Genomic DNA, 20,895 nt, shown 5'->3' on the forward strand with positions numbered 1-20,895 from the left:
GAATGATGTTATTTTAAAGTCGTATTTCCCGAACGGGTTTCCGTGTGCGACTTTCCTGTTCTGCCGTTTCTTGCGTATAACCGATGGCTGCCACAGCGACCGGATGGTACCCCTCGGGCAATTCAATGTTTCTTTCGATTTTTTCCGGGAAGAATCCTCCCATCTGGTGTACCTGGACACCGGCTTCCACTCCGGCCAGTAAAAAGAATCCCATAGCCATACCGGTATCGTGCCAGGCGTGCCGATTAGGTTTCCCGTTGCGCGCATAGTTGTCATTGGCCAGCGTAACGACGAGGATGGGAGCATTGCCGGCCCAGTTTTGGTTGCCCTCCATTAGCGCATTATAAATTTTTTGGAAGTTTTCGTCTCCATTGTGGGCAACCAGAAATTTCCATGGCTGCTCGTTATACGAACTGGGAGCCCATCGGGCAACATCCAGCATGTCATTTATCAATTCGTCACTAACAGGTTGATTGGTGAACGTGGTCGGACTAAAACGTTCGGCCACCATTTTTTTCATCGTTTTTATATCTTGTGAATACATAGCTAATGATTTAAAAATCCTCATTAACAAAACTAATCATCCTAAAACCGAAATGCTTGCACAATTTTGGGAATCTGTTGTACAATTTGTAGTAAATAAAGGTGGCAGAAAGTGTCTTTGTGTCCGGTTTTGCTCTGGTTAATACGAATCAAATAAATGTGGAATGTGGATACATTGACTCATTCTGTGGACTGTTTTAGACGGAGAAGTGATAGTTTAACTGAGACGGTTTTTGTTGATGGTGAATGCTATTTTACTAGCTTTTAGTTGGATAGGATATTTCTCTTTTTAAACATGAAACAATGGCATGGTTATTTCGGAAAATGTCAATATAAAAAGGATGTTTCGATAGAAAGCATGATTTTTTGGATACGATTATAAATTAAAAAAAGAAGTATGATGAAAAAGTTAATTCTGTTTGCAGTCGTGTGTCTTATGCTATCTGCGACCGTCGCAAGGGCGCAGGAATCAGAAGTTGGAGTGAAAGGAGGACTTAACTTGTCGAGTATTTCGGTTGATTATGGAAATGATAAGAATCTGAAGGCCGGTTTTTTTGCAGGCGTTTATAATAAAATTCCGTTAGGAAATACGTTTGCACTGCAGCCCGAGTTATTGTATTCTGTAAAAGGTGTAAAATATAATTACAACAATACCTTTTCGAACAGTGAAACAAAAGTGAATCTCAATTACATCGATTTACCGGTTAAGATGGTGTTTAATCTCTCCAAAAATTTTGATGTTCAATTTGGTCCATATGTCAGTTATCTGCTCAATGGCGATATCAATACCAGTACAGAAGTGTTGAATTATTATAGCCAAAACTCCAATAAAGAAATCGACCGAAAAGATTTTAATGCGCTCGATTACGGCCTTTCTGCCGGCGTTGGGTTTGACTTAGAGTCGATGCTCTTGGGTGTTAACTATAATGTTGGATTAAATCAGGTAGCGAAAGACGGCACGACACCGCACAACATGATGGGAAACGCAAAGAATAATGTGCTGCAGTTTTATGTCGGCTTTAAGTTTTAATTGACTTAGAGGACCATGAGGATTCGATGCGACTCGTTATTGCCTTTTTATTGCTTACATCGATTGCCGGAATTGTTAGTTATGGCGGGCCTACAGCAGAGATAATTAAAATAGCGAAAATTATTTTCTACATCTTGTTTGTGGTCCTTTTCGTTCTGGTAGTTGTTAAGGGAATTCGGAATAGTCGTTAGGATATTATCAAAATCAATTTATTAATCTAAAATTTAATATCAAATGAATAAGAGTATAAGCACTTTCGTTGGGTTTGTGGCTGGCGCCGCAACCGGTGCCATTACAGGAATGCTTGTTGCACCAGACAAGGGATACAAAACACGAAAAAGATTAGCGAAAAAAGTCAATGAGATTTCCAGCCAGATGGAAGAACAAGTGAAGCAAGAGTTCAAAGACGTGGGAAACACCATTAAAAACAAAACGCATCGTCAGGATAAGGAGCCCGAGAAGTCCAAGGCGGTAAATACCGTGAAAGAATAAACCTCAAGTTCTATAAATTAAGAAGGTTAATTTGAACCTGTCAGAGTCTGGATCGGAAATTTTTAGCAGAGCAGTGTTTGGTTGAATCAAGTCACCGGTTTCAATGAGCTCACCAACCTCATTGAAAACCTCATCAGTTGTTCTCGGGATGAGGAATTATTCTCTTTTGCTTTGCTTCTTTAAACTAATGTTGATCTTCCGGGAAAGCCTGGCAGGTTATTTTTACCACTAAAATCATTCAAAACTATTCCGGGATAAGTGTAGATGGCACTTCCCGGAATAGTAGAAGGTATTATCAAAACAGCATAGTTCCGGAAAGTATTATTTCCGAAACGTCTTCAATAGGAGAACGTCTAATTCCATTTGTGGAACATGGCTGCTCCGAATATTGACATAAAGAGGAGCCATATAACAATGCCGATAGCTGCCCAGAGCAATGCAGCTTTTGCCCAGTTTGCCTTACTGGGGTTGGTGTTGCTTCCAAATGCCCACACAAACAGCAAAATAATACCAACCAGCGGAATGGCTGTCAGAAACAAGGTGAGAAACCAGTCGGAAATTGTGACAGGCGGTTGTGGTACTTGCTGTTGTGTCTGTTGTGGTTGCTGCTGCTGCGCTTCTTGATTTTCCATGAGAATTTTTTGTTTAGGTTGTCCTACTCATAAGGCTTTTCGGTTCCGCCCCGTTTTTTCTGTGGTTGCAGTCTCCACGTAATATTTTCTGATGCACCTAATGGGTGTGGAAATGAGTTTTATTTTTTACATTAAAACGGAGGAGATATCGCGTAGATGAATTTTCGGAAACAAAGCAATGGAGAAATATAGCGGGAACGGTTATTTGAATAGGAGACAGGGATGAAAGAGTCAGATTGGGAAAACGAAGATTTCATTTTTATGTAGCTCATTTAGTTACATTTAAATATCTCGCTAACTAAATTAATTGATAACACACAGAATACCAAATTGTCACAGCTTAAATATCTGTTTCCTATCTGTTACAACAGAACATAAAAGTGTTTTTTGCAAATGGGAAAAGGAAGCCTCTGTTGCCAATCTATGTTTCAGGTATTTATTGGGGTGTTCTAAATAAAGATGGTTAAGTATTGATTTATAGTTGGTTTTATTTTGATTTATGTTCCCTAACGATTTTTTTATCGGATAAGAAAAGGTCATTTCAATAAATGATCTAATTTTGGGAGCATAAACAAACGAGAATAATGAGAAATTTCACTTCAAATATGAATATGTGTATGTGCAGCATGATGATGTGTATGTGCAGAGTTATTCGTATGCGGAAGTGGACCTCAGGATAAAAGATAAACCTTTACAAGGTTGAGGAAAAGATAAAGCCCTTCTGCATCGCAGAGGGGCTTTTTTTATGTCCCGACCATCCGATTCTCAGCGGAAACCAAAAACCAAATTGTAAATCATAATCAATCAAAAGATGAGTTTAAACCATTTACAACAACTGGAGGCCGAAGGAATCTACGTGATTCGTGAAGTGGCCTGGCGTTTTAAAAAGCCGGTGTTGCTCTTCTCGGGAGGAAAAGACTCCATCGTGATGTTTCACCTGGCCCGAAAGGCTTTCTGGCCTGAGCCGATTCCGTTTCCGCTGCTGCACATCGACACGGGACATAATTTCCCGGAAACGCTGGCATACCGCGATAAGCTAGTGAAGGACAGCGGCAGCCAATTGATTGTGCGCAGTGTGGAAGAGTCGATTGCGCAGGGAAAAGCGGTTGAAGAGACCGGCATTCATGCCAGCCGAAACAAGTTGCAAACCGTCACCTTACTGGATGCCCTGGAAGAATTACAGGTGGATGCTGCCCTGGGGGGTGGTCGACGGGATGAAGAGAAAGCTCGCGCGAAGGAGCGTTTCTTTTCGCACCGCGACGATTTCGGGCAGTGGGATCCCAAGAATCAGCGGCCCGAATTGTGGAGCCTTTACAATTCGCATCATGCGGTAGGAGAACATTTCCGGGTATTTCCCATCAGCAACTGGACAGAGATGGATGTGTGGCAGTATATTTTGCGGGAAGAGATTCCCATTCCATCGCTTTACTTCTCACACGAGCGTCCGGTCATCGAACGTGATGGAATTTTGCTGGCTGATTCTCCTTATCTCGTGAAGACGGAAGATGAAAGACCGGTTTTAAAAGAGGTTCGTTGCCGCACGATTGGCGATATGACCTGCACCGGAGTAACCTTGTCGCCGGCAGCTTCGCTTGACGAAATCATTGCTGAAGTGGCAGCCACCCGCGTGACCGAGAGAGGCGGTCGGACCGATGACAAGCGCTCCGAATCAGCTATGGAGGATCGCAAAATTGCCGGTTATTTCTAATTCAACTCAACTCACATGACAACATCAGCTATTACACATAACAGTTATCTCGATATGGATCTGCTGCGCTTTACCACCGCGGGCAGCGTAGACGATGGCAAAAGTACTCTGATTGGACGCTTGCTGTACGATTCCAAATCCATCTTCGATGATCAGGTGGCCGACCTTGAAAAGGTAAGTAGCCGTACCGGGGAAGGATTGAACCTGGCTCTGCTGACTGATGGACTTCGCGCCGAACGGGAGCAGGGCATCACCATCGATGTGGCTTACCGCTATTTTGCCACACCCAAACGCAAATTCATTATTGCCGATACACCCGGACACTTGCAGTATACCCGGAACATGGTGACCGGAGCTTCCACAGCGGACCTGGCTATCATTCTTATCGATGCTAAGCAGGGCGTGGTGGAGCAGACCCGCCGCCATACCTTTATTGCCAATCTGCTGGGGATTGAACACATCGTGGTCTGCATTAACAAGATTGATTTGGTTGATTATGATGAGGCTGTCTTCAATCGCATCGTTGCTGACTTCGATGTTGTGAAGAAAGAGCTGAATGCACAGGTGACTTTCATTCCTGTTAGTGCTCTAAAAGGCGATAACGTGGTTTCGCAATCCGAAAATCTGGCATGGTTTAAAGGCCCTTCTTTGCTTCAGTTGCTGGAAAGTATTCCGGTTCGGGTACCCGACGCCGGTGAATTGTTCACTTTCCCGGTTCAGGGACGTGTAGGGCAAAATGGCGACAGTCGCTACACCGGACGTGTCAGCAGTGGAGTATTACGTCCGGGAACCAGGGTGCGTGTGCATCCATCCGGTGAAGAAACCACGGTGGAAGCTATTGAGCTATATCAGGAAGTGAAGCAGGAGGCATTGACTGGCGAATCGGTTTCGCTGAGGTTAGTCGGGGCACAGTTGTTCAATCGCGGTCACCTTCTGGCGGATGCCGAAGCAAAAATTCGATACACTCGGCACGTGTCAGTTGACGCCTGCTGGTTTAGTGAAACGCCGTTGCAAAAGAACCGCTCTTACATTCTCGCTCATGTAACCGGCGAGACGAGTGCAGTGGTGGCTCAGGTGGAAGATAAAATTGACTTCGGTAATCTGGAACGACTCAAAGGTGAGCAGACCATCGGGGTAAATGATATTGCCACGCTTTCACTGCAACTGGAGGAAGAAATTCCTGCTATTGCCTACCGGGAAAACCGGACATTGGGCAGCATCATTCTGATTGATCCGGATACGCACCAAACAGTGGCTGCCGGAATGATTATCAACCGGAAATAACCGACGACGATGAGAGAGAAAGCCTACCGTAGTCTGTTGAAGAGTGTCTCATGGCGGGCCCTGGGAACAATCGATACTATTTTGATTTCCTGGTTGATTACCCATAAAATCATGTTTGCGCTTTCTATTGGCGGTGTGGAGGTCTTTACTAAGATGTTCCTCTATTTTCTGCATGAGCGAGCGTGGAATCGTGTTGGGATTGGGAAGCACGATGAAAAACCGGAGTACGAAATTTAAAAACGAACAGCGATGAGTCGAAATGAGAAAACCTATCTGCCCATTACCCTCGATATTACCGGGCGAAAAATCCTGGTGATTGGCGGTGGCCCCGATGCTGCGAAGAAACTGAAGATATTGCTTCGGTTTACCCGCGATGTGGAAGTGTTGGCCGAAACCGTTTGTGACGAAATCCGGGAAACCGGAGTCGTTTGCCACGAAAAGCCTTACACTCCCGCTATACTCGACGATTATGTTCTGGTGTATGTCTGCCTGAATGACCCGGATATGGAACAGAAAATTCGTCGGGATGGCGATGAGCGACGCGTACTGGTCAATGTGCACGACAAACCTGATTTGTGCCGCTTCGTTTCGCCAGCTATTTACCGGAAGGATAACATTAGCGTGTCGGTGGGCTCGGATTCAAAAAATGTATACGAGGCCATCGCTATTCGTGATTTAATCAGAGAATTCCTTGAGAAAAATTACTTCAGAAATTAACGTATGAGCAACCTATTAGGACTTTTGAATGACAAACAGCAGCAACTGGTTGGCGATTTGACCAGTGGTTTGCAACGCGATCAGCTGTTATGGCTGAGCGGTTACCTGGCTGGCCTGGGGGAAGCTTCCGGCGAAAAGCCCGCCGCAGCTGTAACCGGAACGCAGCAGGTTCCGCTGACGATATTATTTGGAACGCATACCGGTCACAGCGAAGTATTGGCCAATCAGTTGGCCGAAAGGGCTCGCGAGCTCGGCATTGATGCGGAGGCGACCGTGATGGAAGATTATGACGTGCAGGAGTTACCCGATGCCGTAAACCTGCTCGTGATTGTGAGTACGGATGGCGAAGGAGAACCTCCGCTGAATGCGCTCGACTTCCTGGAATACCTGCAGGGTGAACGCTGCCGCGAATTGACCGGGCTGAATTATGCCGTGCTCGGATTGGGTGACCGCAGTTACAAGCAGTATTGCCAAACGGGCATCGATTTCGATGTGGCGTTGGAAGGCAAAGGCGCCAACCGATTGTTAGAGTTGGTGAAATGTGATGTGGATTATCACGAAGATGCCCGCAAATGGAGTGATGGCGTGCTCGAAATCCTGCAACAACAAAAGGGTATAGTATCCGATGCGTCCGTAACCGTTTCGGATCATGTGACTCCTTCAGTTGTTTATGATCGACAGCACCCTTTTCAGGCGAAAGTGCTTGAAAAGGTTAAGCTGAGCGGAAGAGGTTCCGGCAAAGAGGTGTATCACCTGGAATTGTTGCTTCGTGATTCGGGACTGACTTACGAGCCCGGCGATACGGTGGGGATTTTCTGCGACAATCCGCCCGAACTGGTGGAGAAGGTGTTGGAGATTACCGACTTCGACCGCAATGAGCAGGTGACGATTAAGAACGGGACGCATTCGCTGGAAACCGCTTTACGCCATCACCTGGAATTATCGGTGTTGAACCGCTCAGTATTGGAAAGCTACCGCGAATTGACCGGCAATGAGATTCTGGGTGATTTGCTGAATGACGAGCAGGCGCTGGATACCTATCTCTATGGACATGATGTGGTCGATTTGCTGACTGATTTTTCTGCGGAATTGGAAATTGCAGGACTGGTGTCCGTACTGACATCGCTACAACCCCGGATGTATTCCATCTCATCGAGTCAGGCAGCTCATCCGGAGGAACTGCACCTCACCGTTGCGGCCGTGCGCTACGACAATCATGACCGTCGCCGCCACGGTGCTTGTTCGACCTTCCTGTCCGACCGGGTAGAAGCGGGTTCAGAGATTCCGATTTTCATCGAGAAGAATCGGAACTTCAAATTACCCGAACAAAATGAAGCGCCACTTATCATGGTGGGAGCCGGAACTGGAATTGCTCCGTACCGGAGCTTTGTGCAACACCGTCAAAAACTAAAGGCGAAAGGTGATTCGTGGTTGTTCTTTGGCGATCGGCAATTCTTCACCGACTTTCTGTACCAGGCCGAGTGGCAGAAATTCCTGAAAAAGGGATCGCTGGGACAGCTTACGGTAGCCTTCTCGCGTGACCAGGAAGAGAAGTTGTATGTGCAGCACCGGATGCGTGAACACGGCCGTCAGTTATACGAATGGTTGCAACGGGGCGCTTATTTCTACGTGTGTGGCGATAAAATCCACATGGCCAAAGATGTTCATCAGACGCTTCAGGAGATTGTGGCTACCGAAGGGGGTATGACGCCCGAAAAAGCGGAAGAGTACCTGAAAGATTTGAAGAAGCAGCGCCGTTACCAGCAGGATGTATATTAACCTCAAAACAAAAACAATGAGCGAGCAAATTAACTGGGATGTTTTATCCGAACTGGAAAAATTAAAATACGATAGTAACTATCTGCGGGGCACGTTGACGGAGAGTTTAGCCGATCCGATTACCGGTGCCATTGCCGCAGCCGATCAACAGATATCGAAGTTTCATGGCATTTATCAACAGCAGGACCGTGACTTGGAGCTGGAACGCAAGAAACAAAAGCTGGAACCGGCCTGGTCGTTCCTTATCCGGGTACGGTTGCCGGGAGGTATTGCCACAGGCGAGCAGTGGCTGACCATGGACAGTCTGAGCGATACCCATGCCAACAGTACCTTGAAGTTGACAACCCGTCAGGCCTTTCAGCTGCATGGTGTATTCAAGCGGAAGCTAAAGTCCACCATTCAGGGCATTAATCGGTCGCTGCTGGATACGATTGCCGCCTGTGGAGACGTGAACCGGAATGTGATGGCGAGCCCAAATCCTTACGGTTCGAAAGTGCATGGCGAAATACAGGATATTGCCCGTCAGTTGAGCGCCCACCTGCTGCCGCAAACACCGGCTTATCACGAAATCTGGCTGGATAAAAAGTTAGTGGCTGGCGGGCAGCAGGAAATTGAGCCGTTGTATGGTAAGCGTTACCTCCCGCGTAAATTCAAAATTGGTATCGCCATTCCGCCGAACAACGACACCGATATCTTTTCGCAGGACGTGGGCCTGATTGCCATCGAAGAGAATGGAAAACTGGCCGGATTTAACGTCGCTGTTGGCGGCGGCATGGGCTCTACTTTTGGACGGAACGACACGTACCCGCGGGTAGGAAATGTGCTTGGCTTTGCCACCCCCGATCAAGTGTTGGACGTGGTAGAGAAAGTTGTGTTGATTCAGCGCGATAACGGGAACCGGGAAGATCGGAAACGGGCGCGACTGAAATACACCATCGATTCGCACGGCCTGGACTGGTTTGTGAAAGAGTTACACGAAAGACTCGGTTATGAGTTGGAGGCCGAACGCTCGTACACGTTTACCCGTAACGGCGACGACTATGGATGGCACGAGAATGATGGTCGCTGGTACTACACGCTCTTCATCGAAGGCGGCCGGGTGAAAAACACCGGGACTTACCAGTTGAAAACGGCCTTGCGGGAGGTAGCGAAACTGGGGTTGTGCGATTTCCGACTGACCGGAAACCAGAACTTAGTGTTGGGCGACATTGCCCCACAGGATAAGAAAAAAATTACCGATACACTGCAGCATTGGGGCGTCATTCAGGAGAAATTATCCGGACTGCGTCGCAATTCGATTGCCTGTGTGGCGTTGAACACCTGTCCCTTGGCTTTCGCCGAAGCAGAACGTTACCTGCCTTCACTGATTACAAAGATTGAGAAACTATTGGACGAAGTTGGACTATTTCAGGATGAGATCGTGATACGGATGACAGGTTGCCCGAACGGTTGCGGGCGTCCTTCGCTGGCAGAGATAGGCCTGATTGGTAAATCGCTGGGACATTATAACCTCTACCTGGGCGGTGGCTTTTCCGGCGAACGCCTGAACAACCTCTATCGCGAAACGCTCACAGAGGAAGAGATACTGGAAACGCTGCGTCCGCTGTTAAAACAGTACGCTGAAGAACGAGAAGAAGGCGAACGCTTTGGTGATTTTGTTATTCGTGCAGGAATTGTGAAAGAAATTAAGGAAGGAGCAGAATTCAGACACTGATTTGGAATGCCGGTCGGAGGCCGTAGGAAAGTACCGGCCGGCGCTCCTTTCATTTTAAAAATATGAGAGAGATAACACACATTAGTATACTGGGCTGTGGCTGGTTAGGAACTTCTTTGGCAAAAGCGTGGCTGAAAAAAGGTGCCATTGTGAACGGTTCGGTTCGGGATGAGGCGGTTTTTCCGTCACTGGCAGCACAGGGCATTCGTCCCTTCCGGGTGAATGTGGAGGAGAATGGTATTTTCTCCAACGCCGAAGCTTTTTGGAACTGCGATGTGCTGGTGGTCAGTATTCCGCCGGCCCGTAATGAGCGGGTAACGGAAGTTTATCCCCGTCTGGCGGAACAGGTGGTTGCTGAAGTGAAGCGTCGAAGCATTCCCCGGGTGGTTTTCATCTCTTCCACATCGGTATATCCTGAAACTGGCGGTGAAGTAAATGAAGAAACATCCGGTCGGCCGGAGAAACCCTCAGGAATCGCGCTGTGGCAGGCGGAACAGCTTTTTCTTCAGGAAGAATCGTTTCGGACGCTGGTGGTGAAGCCCGGTGGATTGATTGGTCCGGGGCGTTTACCGGGAAATTTCATCCGGAAAGCCCATCCTTCCCGTCCGGGAAACGTGCCGGTTAACCTGGTGCACAGCGATGATGTGGTAGAAGCCATCCTGCATCTCACGGAAGTGGAAAAAGATAGTGCTGTTTACAACATCGTCTCGCCGGAACATCCTTTACGGAGTGAGCTGTATAGCCGGGCGGCAGAACTGCAGGGCATCGGTTTGCCCGATTTCCCGGTAGGAGAAAATGTGAAGTTTAAAACAGTCAGTAGTCAGAAATTAATCGATACCGGTTTTCGGTTTACCTACCGGAATCCGTTAGCGGCTTTGGAGGATTTGTATGAACAGAAGGAGAATGATTGAACGGGTACCGGTGTCATTGGTCGGGGCCGGGCCCGGCGATCCGGAATTGCTGACGGTGAAAGCCCTGAAGCGACTACAGCAGGCTGACGTGTTGCTATACGATGCACTGATAGACGAACGCATTCTGGAGGAAACCCGGCCGGATTGCGTAAAGATATATGCTGGAAAAAAGTGTCGCGATGGGCAGAATCCACAGGAACGACAGGATGAAATTCACCGGCAGATGGCTTTGCATTTTCGAAAAGGAAAGCAGGTAGTTCGCCTGAAAGCTGGTGACCCGATGATTTTTGGGCGAGGTATGGAAGAGGTTCGTTTCCTGGAAAGTGAAAGTATCCCGTGGGAGGTAGTTCCGGGGATCAGTGCAGGGATTGCGGCTTCGTCGGCCTTTGCGTTGCCCCTGACTGAGCGGAATAAAAGCCGGATGGTGCTGTTTACCAGTGGCTATACATCTTCGGGCGAAACGCCGGGATGTGATCCGTTGGTGTCGGTGATTAAAGAAGGTGGAACGGTTGTGGTGTACATGGGCCTGACCAAGTTGCATTGTCTGCTGGAGGTGATGGAGAAAGCGGGTATTGGGAACATTCCATTGATGATCGCCGATCGCGTAAGTCAGGAAGGGGAGCAACTTTTGGCAGCAACCACCGATACTGTGTTGACGCGCCTGGAAAGCGTGCGGGTTCAGGGACCTTCACTGGTGATGGTTGGGAAATACCTGGAAACATTGGAACCAAAAGAATTGCTGGAATCGCTGTATCAACAGATACCGGACACTTCGCTATTGACTTAAATAGTGGGCTTGTTTTTTTCTTCCGCAAGAATATCGGAAAACAGATCTCTCTCGGGCTCCAGAATATGTACGTACTGCTCCAGATCGACATCCATTTCGCGGATGGAGAAAGCGAGAATGGCGGCCAGAATACTTTTATTCCGATCGGGACCGAAGTCGGCTTCCACGTGTTTAAGTAACGGGCCCAGTTCGTCTGGCATGTTATGCGCCCGGGCAATTTCCCGGACACGGATATAACGAATGTGATAATCGGTGATTTCGTGGTAACGCAATAGTTCCCTGAGGGTGAAGATTTCGTCATCCCAAACAGCGACCAGATTGTTGTTCAGGCTAGTGCTCATCTGGTCGCGCCACTTCCATATTTCCCGGAATGTTGAGGCATATATCTTTTGTGGATCGAAATAGTATTCGTCCATAATCTCGAGGTACTTCCGTTTGTGGTTGTAGGGATAAGGAGGAATGAAATCGAAGTCATCCAGGTCGGCTATTTTGTCATCTTTCAGATAACACAGGTCGATTCGAAAGGCGCTGAGCTTATCCGGAGAACATTGCAGAAAGCGGATACCGATGATGTCGAATTCGCAGTGGAAATATTCCTCGAACGTATAAGGGTTATGGAAGACATGTCGCCGGATCTTATCATTCATTGCCTTCTCATACTCTGGTTTTAAAACAATGTTTTGTCGGCGCAATTCTTTTCGTACTGCTTTTAGTGTAATATATGGCGTCACTTCGATGTACTTGTAAAAACGGTATGGATTGGTTTTCTCCGGATGGGGAAGCGTGACCGTAACCGAATTGGATGACGGCCAGGAACCGTAGCCGGAACGATAAGTGGGAGTGAAGAGCCAGGAAAAGAATTTCACAAAGAGTATCACAAAAGTGATGATGAGCAGAATATCAAGCATGGTTCGCGGTTTTGAGAATCGGTTACGAACCGGGTTAGTATTTGGGTTAACTATCTTAATTTAACGCTTTTATTTCGGATAGTCAATGCGAATTTTGGACTGTGCTATTACTGATGCAAAAAGTTATGAAAAATAAGATGAATGATTCAGGGTGTTTGTGCAGTTACCTGTCTTCTGTTTTTAACATCATCCAAATTCAAACCTATGCGTCTAATCAACTCAATTCTTATCATTAGTGTTTTAATACTTTCCTTTATTTCTTGTCAAACTCATCCTCGTTCGGCCGTTATGTTTCGCGGCGACGCACAACATTCGGGGCATTTTGCGTCACCGGATATCGATACGCTCCATGGCGTGAAATGGAAATTCAAAACCAACGGCTATGTGTTTAGTTCTCCGGCCGTTTTTGGACAGGATGTCTACTTCGGTAGCAACGACAGTACCTTTTATGCGGTTGATAAATTTTCCGGAAAGGAAAAGTGGAGTTACAAAACCGGTGGTTATGTTGCCTCTTCGCCGGCAGTAACAGAAGAGTCGGTCTATTTTATCAGCTCCGATGGTTATCTCTATGCCTTGGAGCGGTCATCCGGAAAATTACAGTGGCGTTTTAACGAAGGACCGGAAAAGCATTTCTCTGCGCCTGGTGTTCAGGGACTGCAACCGAAGAATGAAATAATTACCGATCCCTGGGACATGTATCTTTCGTCGCCGGTATGGCACGAGAATGTATTATACTTCGGAAGTGGTAACGGTAATTTTTATGCGGTGGATGCGAACACGGGAATGGAGAAATGGCATGTCGCGACGGGGAAGGCGATTCACAATGCGCCAACCATCTACAATGACATGGTCATCTTTGGCGGGTGGGATCGGTTCCTGCATGCAGTCAGTCTGGAAACAGGCCGCGAGATTTGGAAATTTGAGACCGGAAAGGATACCGTAAATTATAATCAGACAGGTATTCAATCGTCGCCAGTGGTTTGGAACGACCGGATTTACTTCGGTTGCCGCGACGCACATGTGTACGCGCTCGACGGCATGACAGGAAAGCTTCTCTGGAAACGGTTTAACCGGTATTCATGGGTCATCAACACGCCGCTGGTGCGCGATAGCACCGTTTATTACGGCACATCCGATACGCATCGTTTCATTGCGTTGAATGCGATCAACGGTGATTCCATTTATAGCAAGGATATCCCTGCCGGATACATCTTTTCATCTCCGGTGACAACCGGAAAACTGATCTACTTCGGTGGCTTTAACGGTACGGTGCATTCTGTGAAAGCAAAAAACGGAGAAAAAGTATGGGAGTATCGCATGGATGCTTCTGTTGCGAATCGCGATAGCGTGTTGACGGCTGATGGTGGAATTAGCAACGACTTTTACCGGAAGGTTTTTAAAGATGGTTATAATGCACAGACCCATGCGGTAGCCATGAAAGGCCTCTATTCTGTTGGTTCGGTGCTGAGCACGCCTGCCGTTTCAGATGGCGTGTTGTATGTCGGGAGTGCCGACGGATATTTGTATGCGCTACACTAAAAATAAAGCTCGTCTGTCTCGATGCCGGGGGAGAAAGGTAATGAAGTAGTCGTTCATTGTATATTTCTGAAGCTTCATTAAACCATTGCCTCAGGAGACAATCAAATCACACAGGTTGATGCGATAGCATTTTCTGGTTGAACAGAACATTTCTTTTTTTTCATAGATTTTGTACACCAAAGTAAAAAGCTGCCCGGACATTCCTGAAAAAGGAAATTGGCCGGTGCAGCTTTTTCGTCTATGGTGCTATCTTATGGTCTAAAGAACGAATGTTGTTCAGCAAGTTAAGTCCATTGGTAACTGTGTTTCCTGTAGTCAATACCTTCTGCCTTAGATTACCCCTATCCCGAACTATCGGGACCCATGAAGGGGACTTAAGCCTCCCCGTTTGGGGAAGTTTGGTGGGGTGAATTTAAAAGGATTGACAGTTCCTTTTTTACCAATCTATCAAAATAACTTCCTGAACAACATTCATTTCCTCATTACTTATCGTCGGTGAAGCTCTGGTTGAGCGACATTTTGTGCACATCATATGGTGCAGCAGGACCTCCCAGGTACTTGTGGAACCAGTCGAGGTGCGCGTCGTAGTACAGCGGCATCGATTTCACGCGGTTGGGCCAGTGGCCGTCGTTTTTGAAGATGATCAGACGCGAAGGAATGCCCAGTGTCTGCAGTGTGCTGAAATATTGAATGCTCTGAGTGTACGGTACACGGAAATCCTTTTGGCCGGTGATGATGAGCGTCGGTGTAGCGAAGTTCTTCACGTATTCTGAAGGAGAGAATTTCTTGTACAGATCCGAATTCCAGGGTTGTCCTTTCAGGTCGAAGTTCGGGAACCAAAGTTCTTCGGTTGCTCCCCACATCGAACGCAGGTCGTAGAGTCCCATCATCGAAGCCAGACACTTGAAGCGCTTGGTTTTGGCCTGGAACCAGTTCATCATGTAACCTCCGTACGACCATCCCATGGCGCCCATGCGGGTTGAATCGACATACGACAGTTTAGCCAGTGCATCGGTTACCTTCATCAGGTCCTCGAATGGTTTGCCGCCCCAGTCACCCGAAATTTCGCGGGTGTAAGCCTGTCCGCGTCCGGTTGAACCGTGCGGGTTGGCAAATGCCACTACGTAGCCGGCTCCGGGATATACCTGCCAGTCGCCGCGGAACGAATCCATCCATTGTCCCTGTGGTCCTCCGTGAACGTTCAGGATGAGCGGATATTTTTTCGACGGGTCGAAGTTGTGTGGCTTCACGATGAAAACCTGTACCTGCTTGTTGTCGGCACCGGTTACCCACATTTTTTCCGCCGGACGGAAATCTACTTTCGACAACAGCTCTTTGTTGAAGTTGGTCAGCTGTTCTTCGGTTCCGCCTTTGGTTTTCATGCGGAAGAGCTCAGCCGGTTTGTCAATGGTGGTAGCCAGGTCGTAAAGATATCCGTTGCTGGCGACATCGAAACCGTAAATGGAGCGCTGTCCCGAAACAGGAGTGATAACGTCCGACGCCAGATCGACCATGTAAACCGGTTCTCCTCCTTCTTGCTCTGCTGAGAAGAAGATCGACTTGGAGTTGGGAGCCCATTTAAAGTCATCCACCCAGTTGTCGAAGTCCTTGGTGATGATCTTCGTTTCGCCGGTTGCCCGGTTATAGAGCGCGATGTTGAATTTCGCCGATTCGTATCCCGGAATACTCTGGGTACGGTAAGCAATGTATTTGCCATCGGGCGAATAAATGGGCCATCCGTCCCATGCTTTGTTCGTTTTGGTAATGTTTTTGGCTTCTCCTCCCGTTACCGGAACAACAAACAGGTCGCTGTTGGTCGATGCCTCGGGGTGCTCAACGTGTTTCGATGCATAGCAAATCTCTTTACTGTCGGGCGAGAAGTTGTAACCTACGCCGCCGCCCAGCATAAACACGGGCGATACAAATTTACCCGGGGTAACATCGGTGTATTTTCCGGTCTCGGTGTTAAATACAATGATGTGGGAATATTTCCCCTTGGCGTATTGTGTCCAGTGACGAAACAACAGGTGATCGGTCACATAGGCCTGGATGGGACCGTTGTGTGACAACGAGTCGTTGCGGGCGTTGCACTCACTGTTGGCGCCGCAATCGGGATAAACTTCTGCCGAAAAGGCAATCAGTTTGTTGTTAGGCGACAATACCGGGGCGTCTACACCCATCGAGAAATCGGTAACCTGTTTCGACTTCCCGGTTGCAAATGAATAGTGAACCATTTGCGGAGCTCCCGATGCCGTCGACACATAATAGAGGTCTTTGCTGTCGCTGGTCCAGATGGGATCGTAATTTCCCTTGTGATCGGTGGTTACCGGGGTGACGCCACTGCCGTCGGCGTTCATCACATAGATGTCGGTCATCGATTTACCTTTCGGCATATCGTAATCGGTTACCGTGAAGGCAACGCGCATGCCGTCGGGCGAAACTACGGGAGAGCCCACGTGACGTACTTTGTACAAATCGGCGATGGTAAACGCGCTTTTCTGCGGAAACGCTGCCTCCGCAGTAAAGAGGAAGACCATCACAAAGAGATAAAGAATTCGTTTCATACTTCTTTTCGAATTTTAAATCATTGATGAATGAATAAATATCTTGTCATCCAGGTTTCGGGTTATAAGCAACAATGCAAACAAACCGATACCCTTATTGTTTGCCACTGGCACATAAACTCCTGAAATGGAGTTATTATTCATTGGTTTTAGGCAGGATTTTCAGTCTGGTTTTGACCTTGCGGGAAAGGATTTCACCACAATAGATAGATTTTGGACGAGAAAATTACAAAGAAAAGGAGGAGAGGGGCATGAATTTTCTCATGATATGTCATTTTTAAGCAACTTTAAAGAATGTATCCCCTTCCGGGAAGTCGGTGATGCCCTCTTTTTTTACCGAATCTGGCTGTGTGATGCTGTTTGCCTCTTCGGGAATACGGTTCGTAGTTGTAGCAATACGTGAACCACGCGAAGCAATGCACGACGGACGCGAAGCAACGCACGACGGACGTGAAGAAATGCATAACGAACCTGTAGCAACCCGTCACGCACGTGAAGCAATGCACGACTGACCTGAAGCAACGCACGCCGCAACTATAGCAGGTCATGCTGCACATGTAGCAACACAAACCGGACGTTACGTGGTTGACCTACCCTAAAATAGCTTGACAGATTTATACTTAATTGGTGAGTCCGGTTGCTTGTTATTTCGTAACAACTGGATTCCAAATATACTTCTTTTTATCTTCCTGCCCGGTCCGTCGTTTGTAAGAGTAAAACCTGAAAACAGAGTTCAGATTGTTTCTAAACCCTGAAGTAGCCGGAAACTCTCCCTGTTATTCCTGTTCTCTCATCACAGGTTTTCTCTTACACCGGGTTCGTTCGACAGATTTTTATGTATCACCTGATTCACGCTTCAACGGATAGGAACGCTTTTTCCAGTGTTTCTTTAATGTTCCGGTTTGCTTATGTGCATCAGTGGGGAACATCATGTCCACACTACGATGCGGCCGTTTATGATTGTATTTGTATACAGCGATTTTTACCGCTTCCAGGGCTGCGTGATAATCGGCAAAGGTATCCTGTAAGCTGTACTCTCCCTTTAAAATACCGTTGACACGTTCGGCTACCGCATTTTCATAAGGGTCTCCGTTTTCGGTCATTGATATGCCGATTTTAGCTCCCTGCAGGTAGTTCACATAATCATTGCAGCAATACTGAATCCCCCTGTCGGAGTGATGAATCAGGTTCGGCTTTACACCTTCGCCGGCAACGGCCATTCTTAGGGCATTTAAGGCCCCTTCACTGGTCAGGTCGGGCCAGAGGCTCCATCCGACAATTTTCTTCGAATAGGCATCAGTTACCAGGGACAGGTAGACAAACCCTTTTTCAGTTCGCAGGTAGGTAATATCACTGACCCAGAGTCTGCCTGAACTGACCAGTTCGATATCCCGGATTAGATTGGGATACTTACGGTAAAAATGGTTCGAATTAGTGGTTTTCGGACCCCGCTTACGGCGCCGCACCAACAAACCGTGCTCCCCGAGCAGGTTGAAAAACTTGTCTCTTCCGTATTTGATATTGTGTTCCTGTAGTGTGGAAGCCAGTAACAAAAGGAGTTTCTCTGCTCCCATGCGGGGATGTTCGCGGCGAAGTATTTTCACCTGCTTTAAAATGAACACCTCCTGCATTTGTTTTACTGAGTGACGCTTTTTGCTATCGTACCAGGCCTGGCGGCTAAACCCAAACAGTTCACACAGTACCGATTTGGATACCAACGGGTACATGTGTGCCAGTACTTCTACTGTTTGGGGCCAGACTTTTTTCGAATCTCTAATTTGTAGTCCTGCTCAGCAATGTCAATTATCGTATTCAGGCCCACATTTTTCATCTTCGCCAGTTCAAGCTGTTTTTCCAGCTCTTTGATACGCTTCTCCAGCGCTTTTACATCTGTTCTTTCTTTTCCACTCATCGCCTGTAAAGATAAGTGAATATCATCGGAATAACGTTCCTGCCAGTTCCTGATAATGCGCCGGTACTGGGAACCTAAATCAAACCGGTCGCGTGCCTGACCTCTCCTAAAATAGCTTGACAGATTTATACTTAATTGGAGAGGGGATAAGGTTATTCTTCCCGTGTGCTGTTCAGGTAATAGCTTAATGCTCCGGAGGGACATTGAGCTATCTGGTCTTTGAGCTCAGCGGTGGTGGCTTTGTCGATGGTTACCCAGGGCCGCTCTCCGGGATGGTAGACTTTGGGCAGGGTCTTTACGCATACGCCCGAGTGAATGCATCGTCCGGGTTTCCAAACGATAGTTAACTCACCATTGGTGTATTACTTGATGATTTCCTTCTCCATAATCAGCGAATATTTACTCCTTTTAATACCAATGATTTCCATTCGGGATTCCGCGCTATAAAGGTGGCCACAAACGGACAGAGCGGAACAAGTGTAAGCTCTTTTTCTTTGACGTCTTCCAATGCCTGCCTGACCAGCTCCATACCAATTCCCTGACCTTTCAGTTCGGGAGGAACCTCGGTATGTGTCAGGTAAATGGTTCCCTGCGCCTTGATGTATTCAATTTTGGGCGTGAGTTCGCCAATATGAAATTCATATTGCTTCTTCTCTTCGTTGTCAAACAGTTGATGTTCCATGCTGTTTAGGTGTAATTTGCTGTTTTTCCCGATATGTTTACCGTTACGTGTGGAAAATGAAAAGGGTTTCGGACGTGGGTTCAAGGAAACGTTAAATCAATCATCGGGAGATGTCGTATAACTTATCTGTGTTCGTTTATGAACCTGATGATTTCATTCTCAAATCGTAAAAGAATTTCCTGATTGAATGGGATATGCCCCATTTGGGGAATTAAAACCAATTCAGCGTTTTCAATACATTCGGCTGTTTGTATGCCTCCGTACTTATCGACCAGGTAATCTTCCTCACCGTGGATAACCAATGTCGGTATTTTAACATGCTTCAACGCTTCGGTCCGGTCTGTGAGGTTGGCCTGTGCCTTCACATGCGATTCACCCAGTGGTCCGGTAATTTCCTGACGGGCATATATGTTCCTTGTGTATTCAACTGCCAGCTCCTTATCGAAAGTTGCCGTTCCGTTTAAATATTCCCAAACCGGCAAAAATTCGTCGATATCCTTATTGTAGTTGTTTTGTGGTTGACATTCCATAAATATCTCCCATGTTTTATCCGGCGGCAGGGGAACTTTGGGAGAATTTGTTGAAGAAGAGGCCGATATCATGGAACGGATTCTTTTAGGATAATGAATCGCTAACAGTTGCGCAATGAATCCACCCATGGAATGGCCAACAACATGTGCTTTCTCCACGTTCAGCGAATCCATGATGGACAATGCGTCCCGGGCCAGTTGGAGCACATCGTAGGGATGCTCTTCGAAATTGATTTTGGAGGAATAACCGAAATCGCGGTGGTCGTATTTGATGACGAAAAATCCATCATTTACTAAACGGTTGCACAATCGCTCTGACCAAAACGAGCTGTTGGCACCGGCACCGGAAATAAACAGAGAAGCTTCATTCTCTGAATTGCCATAAGTCTCGACCCACAGTTTCATCTGATTGGCAACTTCGATAAACCGTTCGTTTTTCATTCTTTCTGTGTTCCTGATTTTAGCAGCTTATCAAAATTAGGGGTTTTTATGACTTGTATTATTTCTTGAACGGTCAATCATCCTGTTTAAGATTTCTGTTTTGTTAGTCTATATTTATCCTTTTCTGTCACCGATATTCACACCTTAATTCCTTGTAATGAATAGCGATTTGGAAAAATAATTCCGAAACTGGCTCAGTTTTTTGCTGGTTTTTACTGTAAAACGGCAGCCGGTGGACTCTTTTATAGTTGTTTTTATGATTTTTGCGTCATTATTAATGTGCAATGCTACAATTGATTAGAAAAAACGGCGGAAAAAATATTTTAATTTTATGTGACTGATAATGAATGCTTAAATGTTTTTTGGTGAAATTATTTTAGAGAAAACAAAAGATGATGTTTGGAATTCCGATACAATGCGTATATTGCGGCGTATTAAATAAATAACAATGAATAAAGGAACAGTAAAATTTTTTAATGACACCAAAGGTTTTGGTTTCATTAAAGACGAAGAATCAAACAATGAGTATTTTGTGCATGTAACCGGATTGGTTGATGAAATCCAGGAAAATGACGAAGTAACCTTCGATTTGCAAGAAGGAAGAAAAGGATTGAATGCGGTAAATGTTAAACTTGCGTAAGTAAGTTTAAACGACATATTCATTACGATTTTGAGCCTCACGGTTTGTGAGGCTTTTTTTATGTCCGAACGTTTGAGCCGAG

Annotated in this window: 22 protein-coding genes; 13 read left to right on the plus strand and 9 right to left on the minus strand. The window is 46.7% G+C overall.

Going from position 1 to position 20,895, the window contains the following annotated elements:
* Window positions 1-13: 13 nt before the first annotated feature.
* Entirely contained in the window at window positions 14-544 is a 531-nt protein-coding gene (locus GJU87_RS06875; protein WP_194831467.1) for a nitroreductase family protein, read from the minus strand.
* Window positions 545-940: 396 nt separating this feature from the next.
* On the opposite strand from GJU87_RS06875, the gene GJU87_RS06880 reads away from it, so the two are divergent.
* Both GJU87_RS06880 and GJU87_RS06885 read left to right on the plus strand, forming a co-directional pair.
* Complete coding sequence (locus GJU87_RS06880; RefSeq protein ID WP_153638856.1) at window positions 941-1,573, plus strand: porin family protein; 633 nt, start codon at window positions 941-943, stop codon at window positions 1,571-1,573.
* Between the two features lie 234 nt (window positions 1,574-1,807).
* Window positions 1,808-2,065, plus strand: a complete 258-nt coding sequence (locus GJU87_RS06885; RefSeq protein WP_153638857.1) for a YtxH domain-containing protein — start codon at window positions 1,808-1,810, stop codon at window positions 2,063-2,065.
* A 353-nt stretch (window positions 2,066-2,418) separates the two neighbouring features.
* Here GJU87_RS06885 and GJU87_RS06890 read toward each other — a convergent pair whose 3' ends face one another.
* Entirely contained in the window at window positions 2,419-2,697 is a 279-nt protein-coding gene (locus tag GJU87_RS06890; RefSeq protein WP_228491885.1) for a hypothetical protein, read from the minus strand.
* Between the two features lie 811 nt (window positions 2,698-3,508).
* Here GJU87_RS06890 and cysD point away from each other — a divergent pair.
* The 8 genes from cysD (at window position 3,509) to cobA (ending at window position 11,597) form a co-directional block, all read left to right on the plus strand.
* On the plus strand, window positions 3,509-4,405 hold the full coding sequence (gene cysD, locus GJU87_RS06895; RefSeq protein ID WP_153638858.1) for a sulfate adenylyltransferase subunit CysD: 897 nt from the start codon (window positions 3,509-3,511) through the stop codon (window positions 4,403-4,405).
* Window positions 4,406-4,420: 15 nt separating this feature from the next.
* On the plus strand, window positions 4,421-5,689 hold the full coding sequence (locus GJU87_RS06900; RefSeq protein WP_228491886.1) for a sulfate adenylyltransferase subunit 1: 1,269 nt from the start codon (window positions 4,421-4,423) through the stop codon (window positions 5,687-5,689).
* 9 nt (window positions 5,690-5,698) lie between these two features.
* Window positions 5,699-5,926 carry a DUF2061 domain-containing protein gene (locus GJU87_RS06905; protein ID WP_106543533.1) on the plus strand — a complete coding sequence of 76 codons (228 nt, stop codon included), beginning with the start codon at window positions 5,699-5,701 and terminating at the stop codon, window positions 5,924-5,926.
* Window positions 5,927-5,938: 12 nt separating this feature from the next.
* The gene (locus tag GJU87_RS06910) at window positions 5,939-6,406 is read left to right on the plus strand and encodes a bifunctional precorrin-2 dehydrogenase/sirohydrochlorin ferrochelatase (RefSeq protein ID WP_153638859.1); all 468 of its coding nucleotides are present in this window, start codon (window positions 5,939-5,941) and stop codon (window positions 6,404-6,406) included.
* Between the two features lie 3 nt (window positions 6,407-6,409).
* Window positions 6,410-8,185 carry an assimilatory sulfite reductase (NADPH) flavoprotein subunit gene (locus tag GJU87_RS06915; protein ID WP_153638860.1) on the plus strand — a complete coding sequence of 592 codons (1,776 nt, stop codon included), beginning with the start codon at window positions 6,410-6,412 and terminating at the stop codon, window positions 8,183-8,185.
* 16 nt (window positions 8,186-8,201) lie between these two features.
* Window positions 8,202-9,899, plus strand: a complete 1,698-nt coding sequence (locus GJU87_RS06920; RefSeq protein ID WP_153638861.1) for an NADPH-dependent assimilatory sulfite reductase hemoprotein subunit — start codon at window positions 8,202-8,204, stop codon at window positions 9,897-9,899.
* Between the two features lie 62 nt (window positions 9,900-9,961).
* Window positions 9,962-10,810, plus strand: a complete 849-nt coding sequence (locus tag GJU87_RS06925; protein ID WP_106543536.1) for an SDR family oxidoreductase — start codon at window positions 9,962-9,964, stop codon at window positions 10,808-10,810.
* A complete protein-coding gene (cobA, locus tag GJU87_RS06930; RefSeq protein ID WP_194831468.1) occupies window positions 10,803-11,597 on the plus strand; it encodes a uroporphyrinogen-III C-methyltransferase in 795 nt (264 codons plus the stop codon). Before GJU87_RS06925 ends, cobA begins: the two co-directional genes overlap by 8 nt.
* Here the strand turns inward: cobA and GJU87_RS06935 are convergent.
* Entirely contained in the window at window positions 11,594-12,505 is a 912-nt protein-coding gene (locus tag GJU87_RS06935) for a hypothetical protein (RefSeq protein WP_153638863.1), read from the minus strand. The two genes, cobA and GJU87_RS06935, sit on opposite strands and share 4 nt — an antisense overlap.
* 204 nt (window positions 12,506-12,709) lie before the next feature.
* Between GJU87_RS06935 and GJU87_RS06940 the strand changes: the two genes are divergently transcribed.
* The gene (locus GJU87_RS06940) at window positions 12,710-14,044 is read left to right on the plus strand and encodes a PQQ-binding-like beta-propeller repeat protein (protein WP_194831469.1); all 1,335 of its coding nucleotides are present in this window, start codon (window positions 12,710-12,712) and stop codon (window positions 14,042-14,044) included.
* A gap of 482 nt (window positions 14,045-14,526) precedes the next feature.
* Here the strand turns inward: GJU87_RS06940 and GJU87_RS06945 are convergent, their stop codons facing one another.
* Entirely contained in the window at window positions 14,527-16,608 is a 2,082-nt protein-coding gene (locus GJU87_RS06945) for a S9 family peptidase (protein WP_153638865.1), read from the minus strand.
* A 353-nt stretch (window positions 16,609-16,961) separates the two neighbouring features.
* Here GJU87_RS06945 and GJU87_RS06950 point away from each other — a divergent pair, with 353 nt between their 5' ends.
* On the plus strand, window positions 16,962-17,120 hold the full coding sequence (locus GJU87_RS06950) for a hypothetical protein (protein ID WP_153638866.1): 159 nt from the start codon (window positions 16,962-16,964) through the stop codon (window positions 17,118-17,120).
* Between the two features lie 321 nt (window positions 17,121-17,441).
* On the opposite strand, the gene GJU87_RS06955 is transcribed toward GJU87_RS06950, so the two are convergent.
* From GJU87_RS06955 to GJU87_RS06975, 5 genes are all read right to left on the minus strand, one after another.
* Window positions 17,442-18,335 carry an IS3 family transposase gene (locus GJU87_RS06955; RefSeq protein WP_153637041.1) on the minus strand — a complete coding sequence of 298 codons (894 nt, stop codon included), beginning with the start codon at window positions 18,333-18,335 and terminating at the stop codon, window positions 17,442-17,444.
* A 14-nt stretch (window positions 18,336-18,349) separates the two neighbouring features.
* Window positions 18,350-18,724: a hypothetical protein gene (locus GJU87_RS21425; protein WP_228491887.1), complete on the minus strand. Its 375-nt coding sequence runs from the start codon at window positions 18,722-18,724 to the stop codon at window positions 18,350-18,352.
* Window positions 18,673-18,861 carry a (4Fe-4S)-binding protein gene (locus GJU87_RS21795; RefSeq protein ID WP_373921486.1) on the minus strand — a complete coding sequence of 63 codons (189 nt, stop codon included), beginning with the start codon at window positions 18,859-18,861 and terminating at the stop codon, window positions 18,673-18,675. The genes GJU87_RS21425 and GJU87_RS21795 overlap by 52 nt, the downstream gene beginning before the upstream one ends.
* Before the next feature lie 47 nt (window positions 18,862-18,908).
* Window positions 18,909-19,202, minus strand: coding sequence for a GNAT family N-acetyltransferase (locus GJU87_RS06970; RefSeq protein ID WP_153638868.1), 294 nt, complete (start codon window positions 19,200-19,202; stop codon window positions 18,909-18,911).
* A 122-nt stretch (window positions 19,203-19,324) separates the two neighbouring features.
* Complete coding sequence (locus GJU87_RS06975) at window positions 19,325-20,173, minus strand: alpha/beta fold hydrolase (protein ID WP_153638869.1); 849 nt, start codon at window positions 20,171-20,173, stop codon at window positions 19,325-19,327.
* Window positions 20,174-20,621: 448 nt separating this feature from the next.
* Here GJU87_RS06975 and GJU87_RS06980 point away from each other — a divergent pair, with 448 nt between their 5' ends.
* Window positions 20,622-20,813, plus strand: coding sequence for a cold-shock protein (locus GJU87_RS06980; protein ID WP_025865958.1), 192 nt, complete (start codon window positions 20,622-20,624; stop codon window positions 20,811-20,813).
* The last annotated feature ends 82 nt before the right edge of the window (window positions 20,814-20,895 follow it).

Source organism: Prolixibacter sp. NT017, assembly GCF_009617875.1.
Lineage (GTDB): Bacteria > Bacteroidota > Bacteroidia > Bacteroidales > Prolixibacteraceae > Prolixibacter.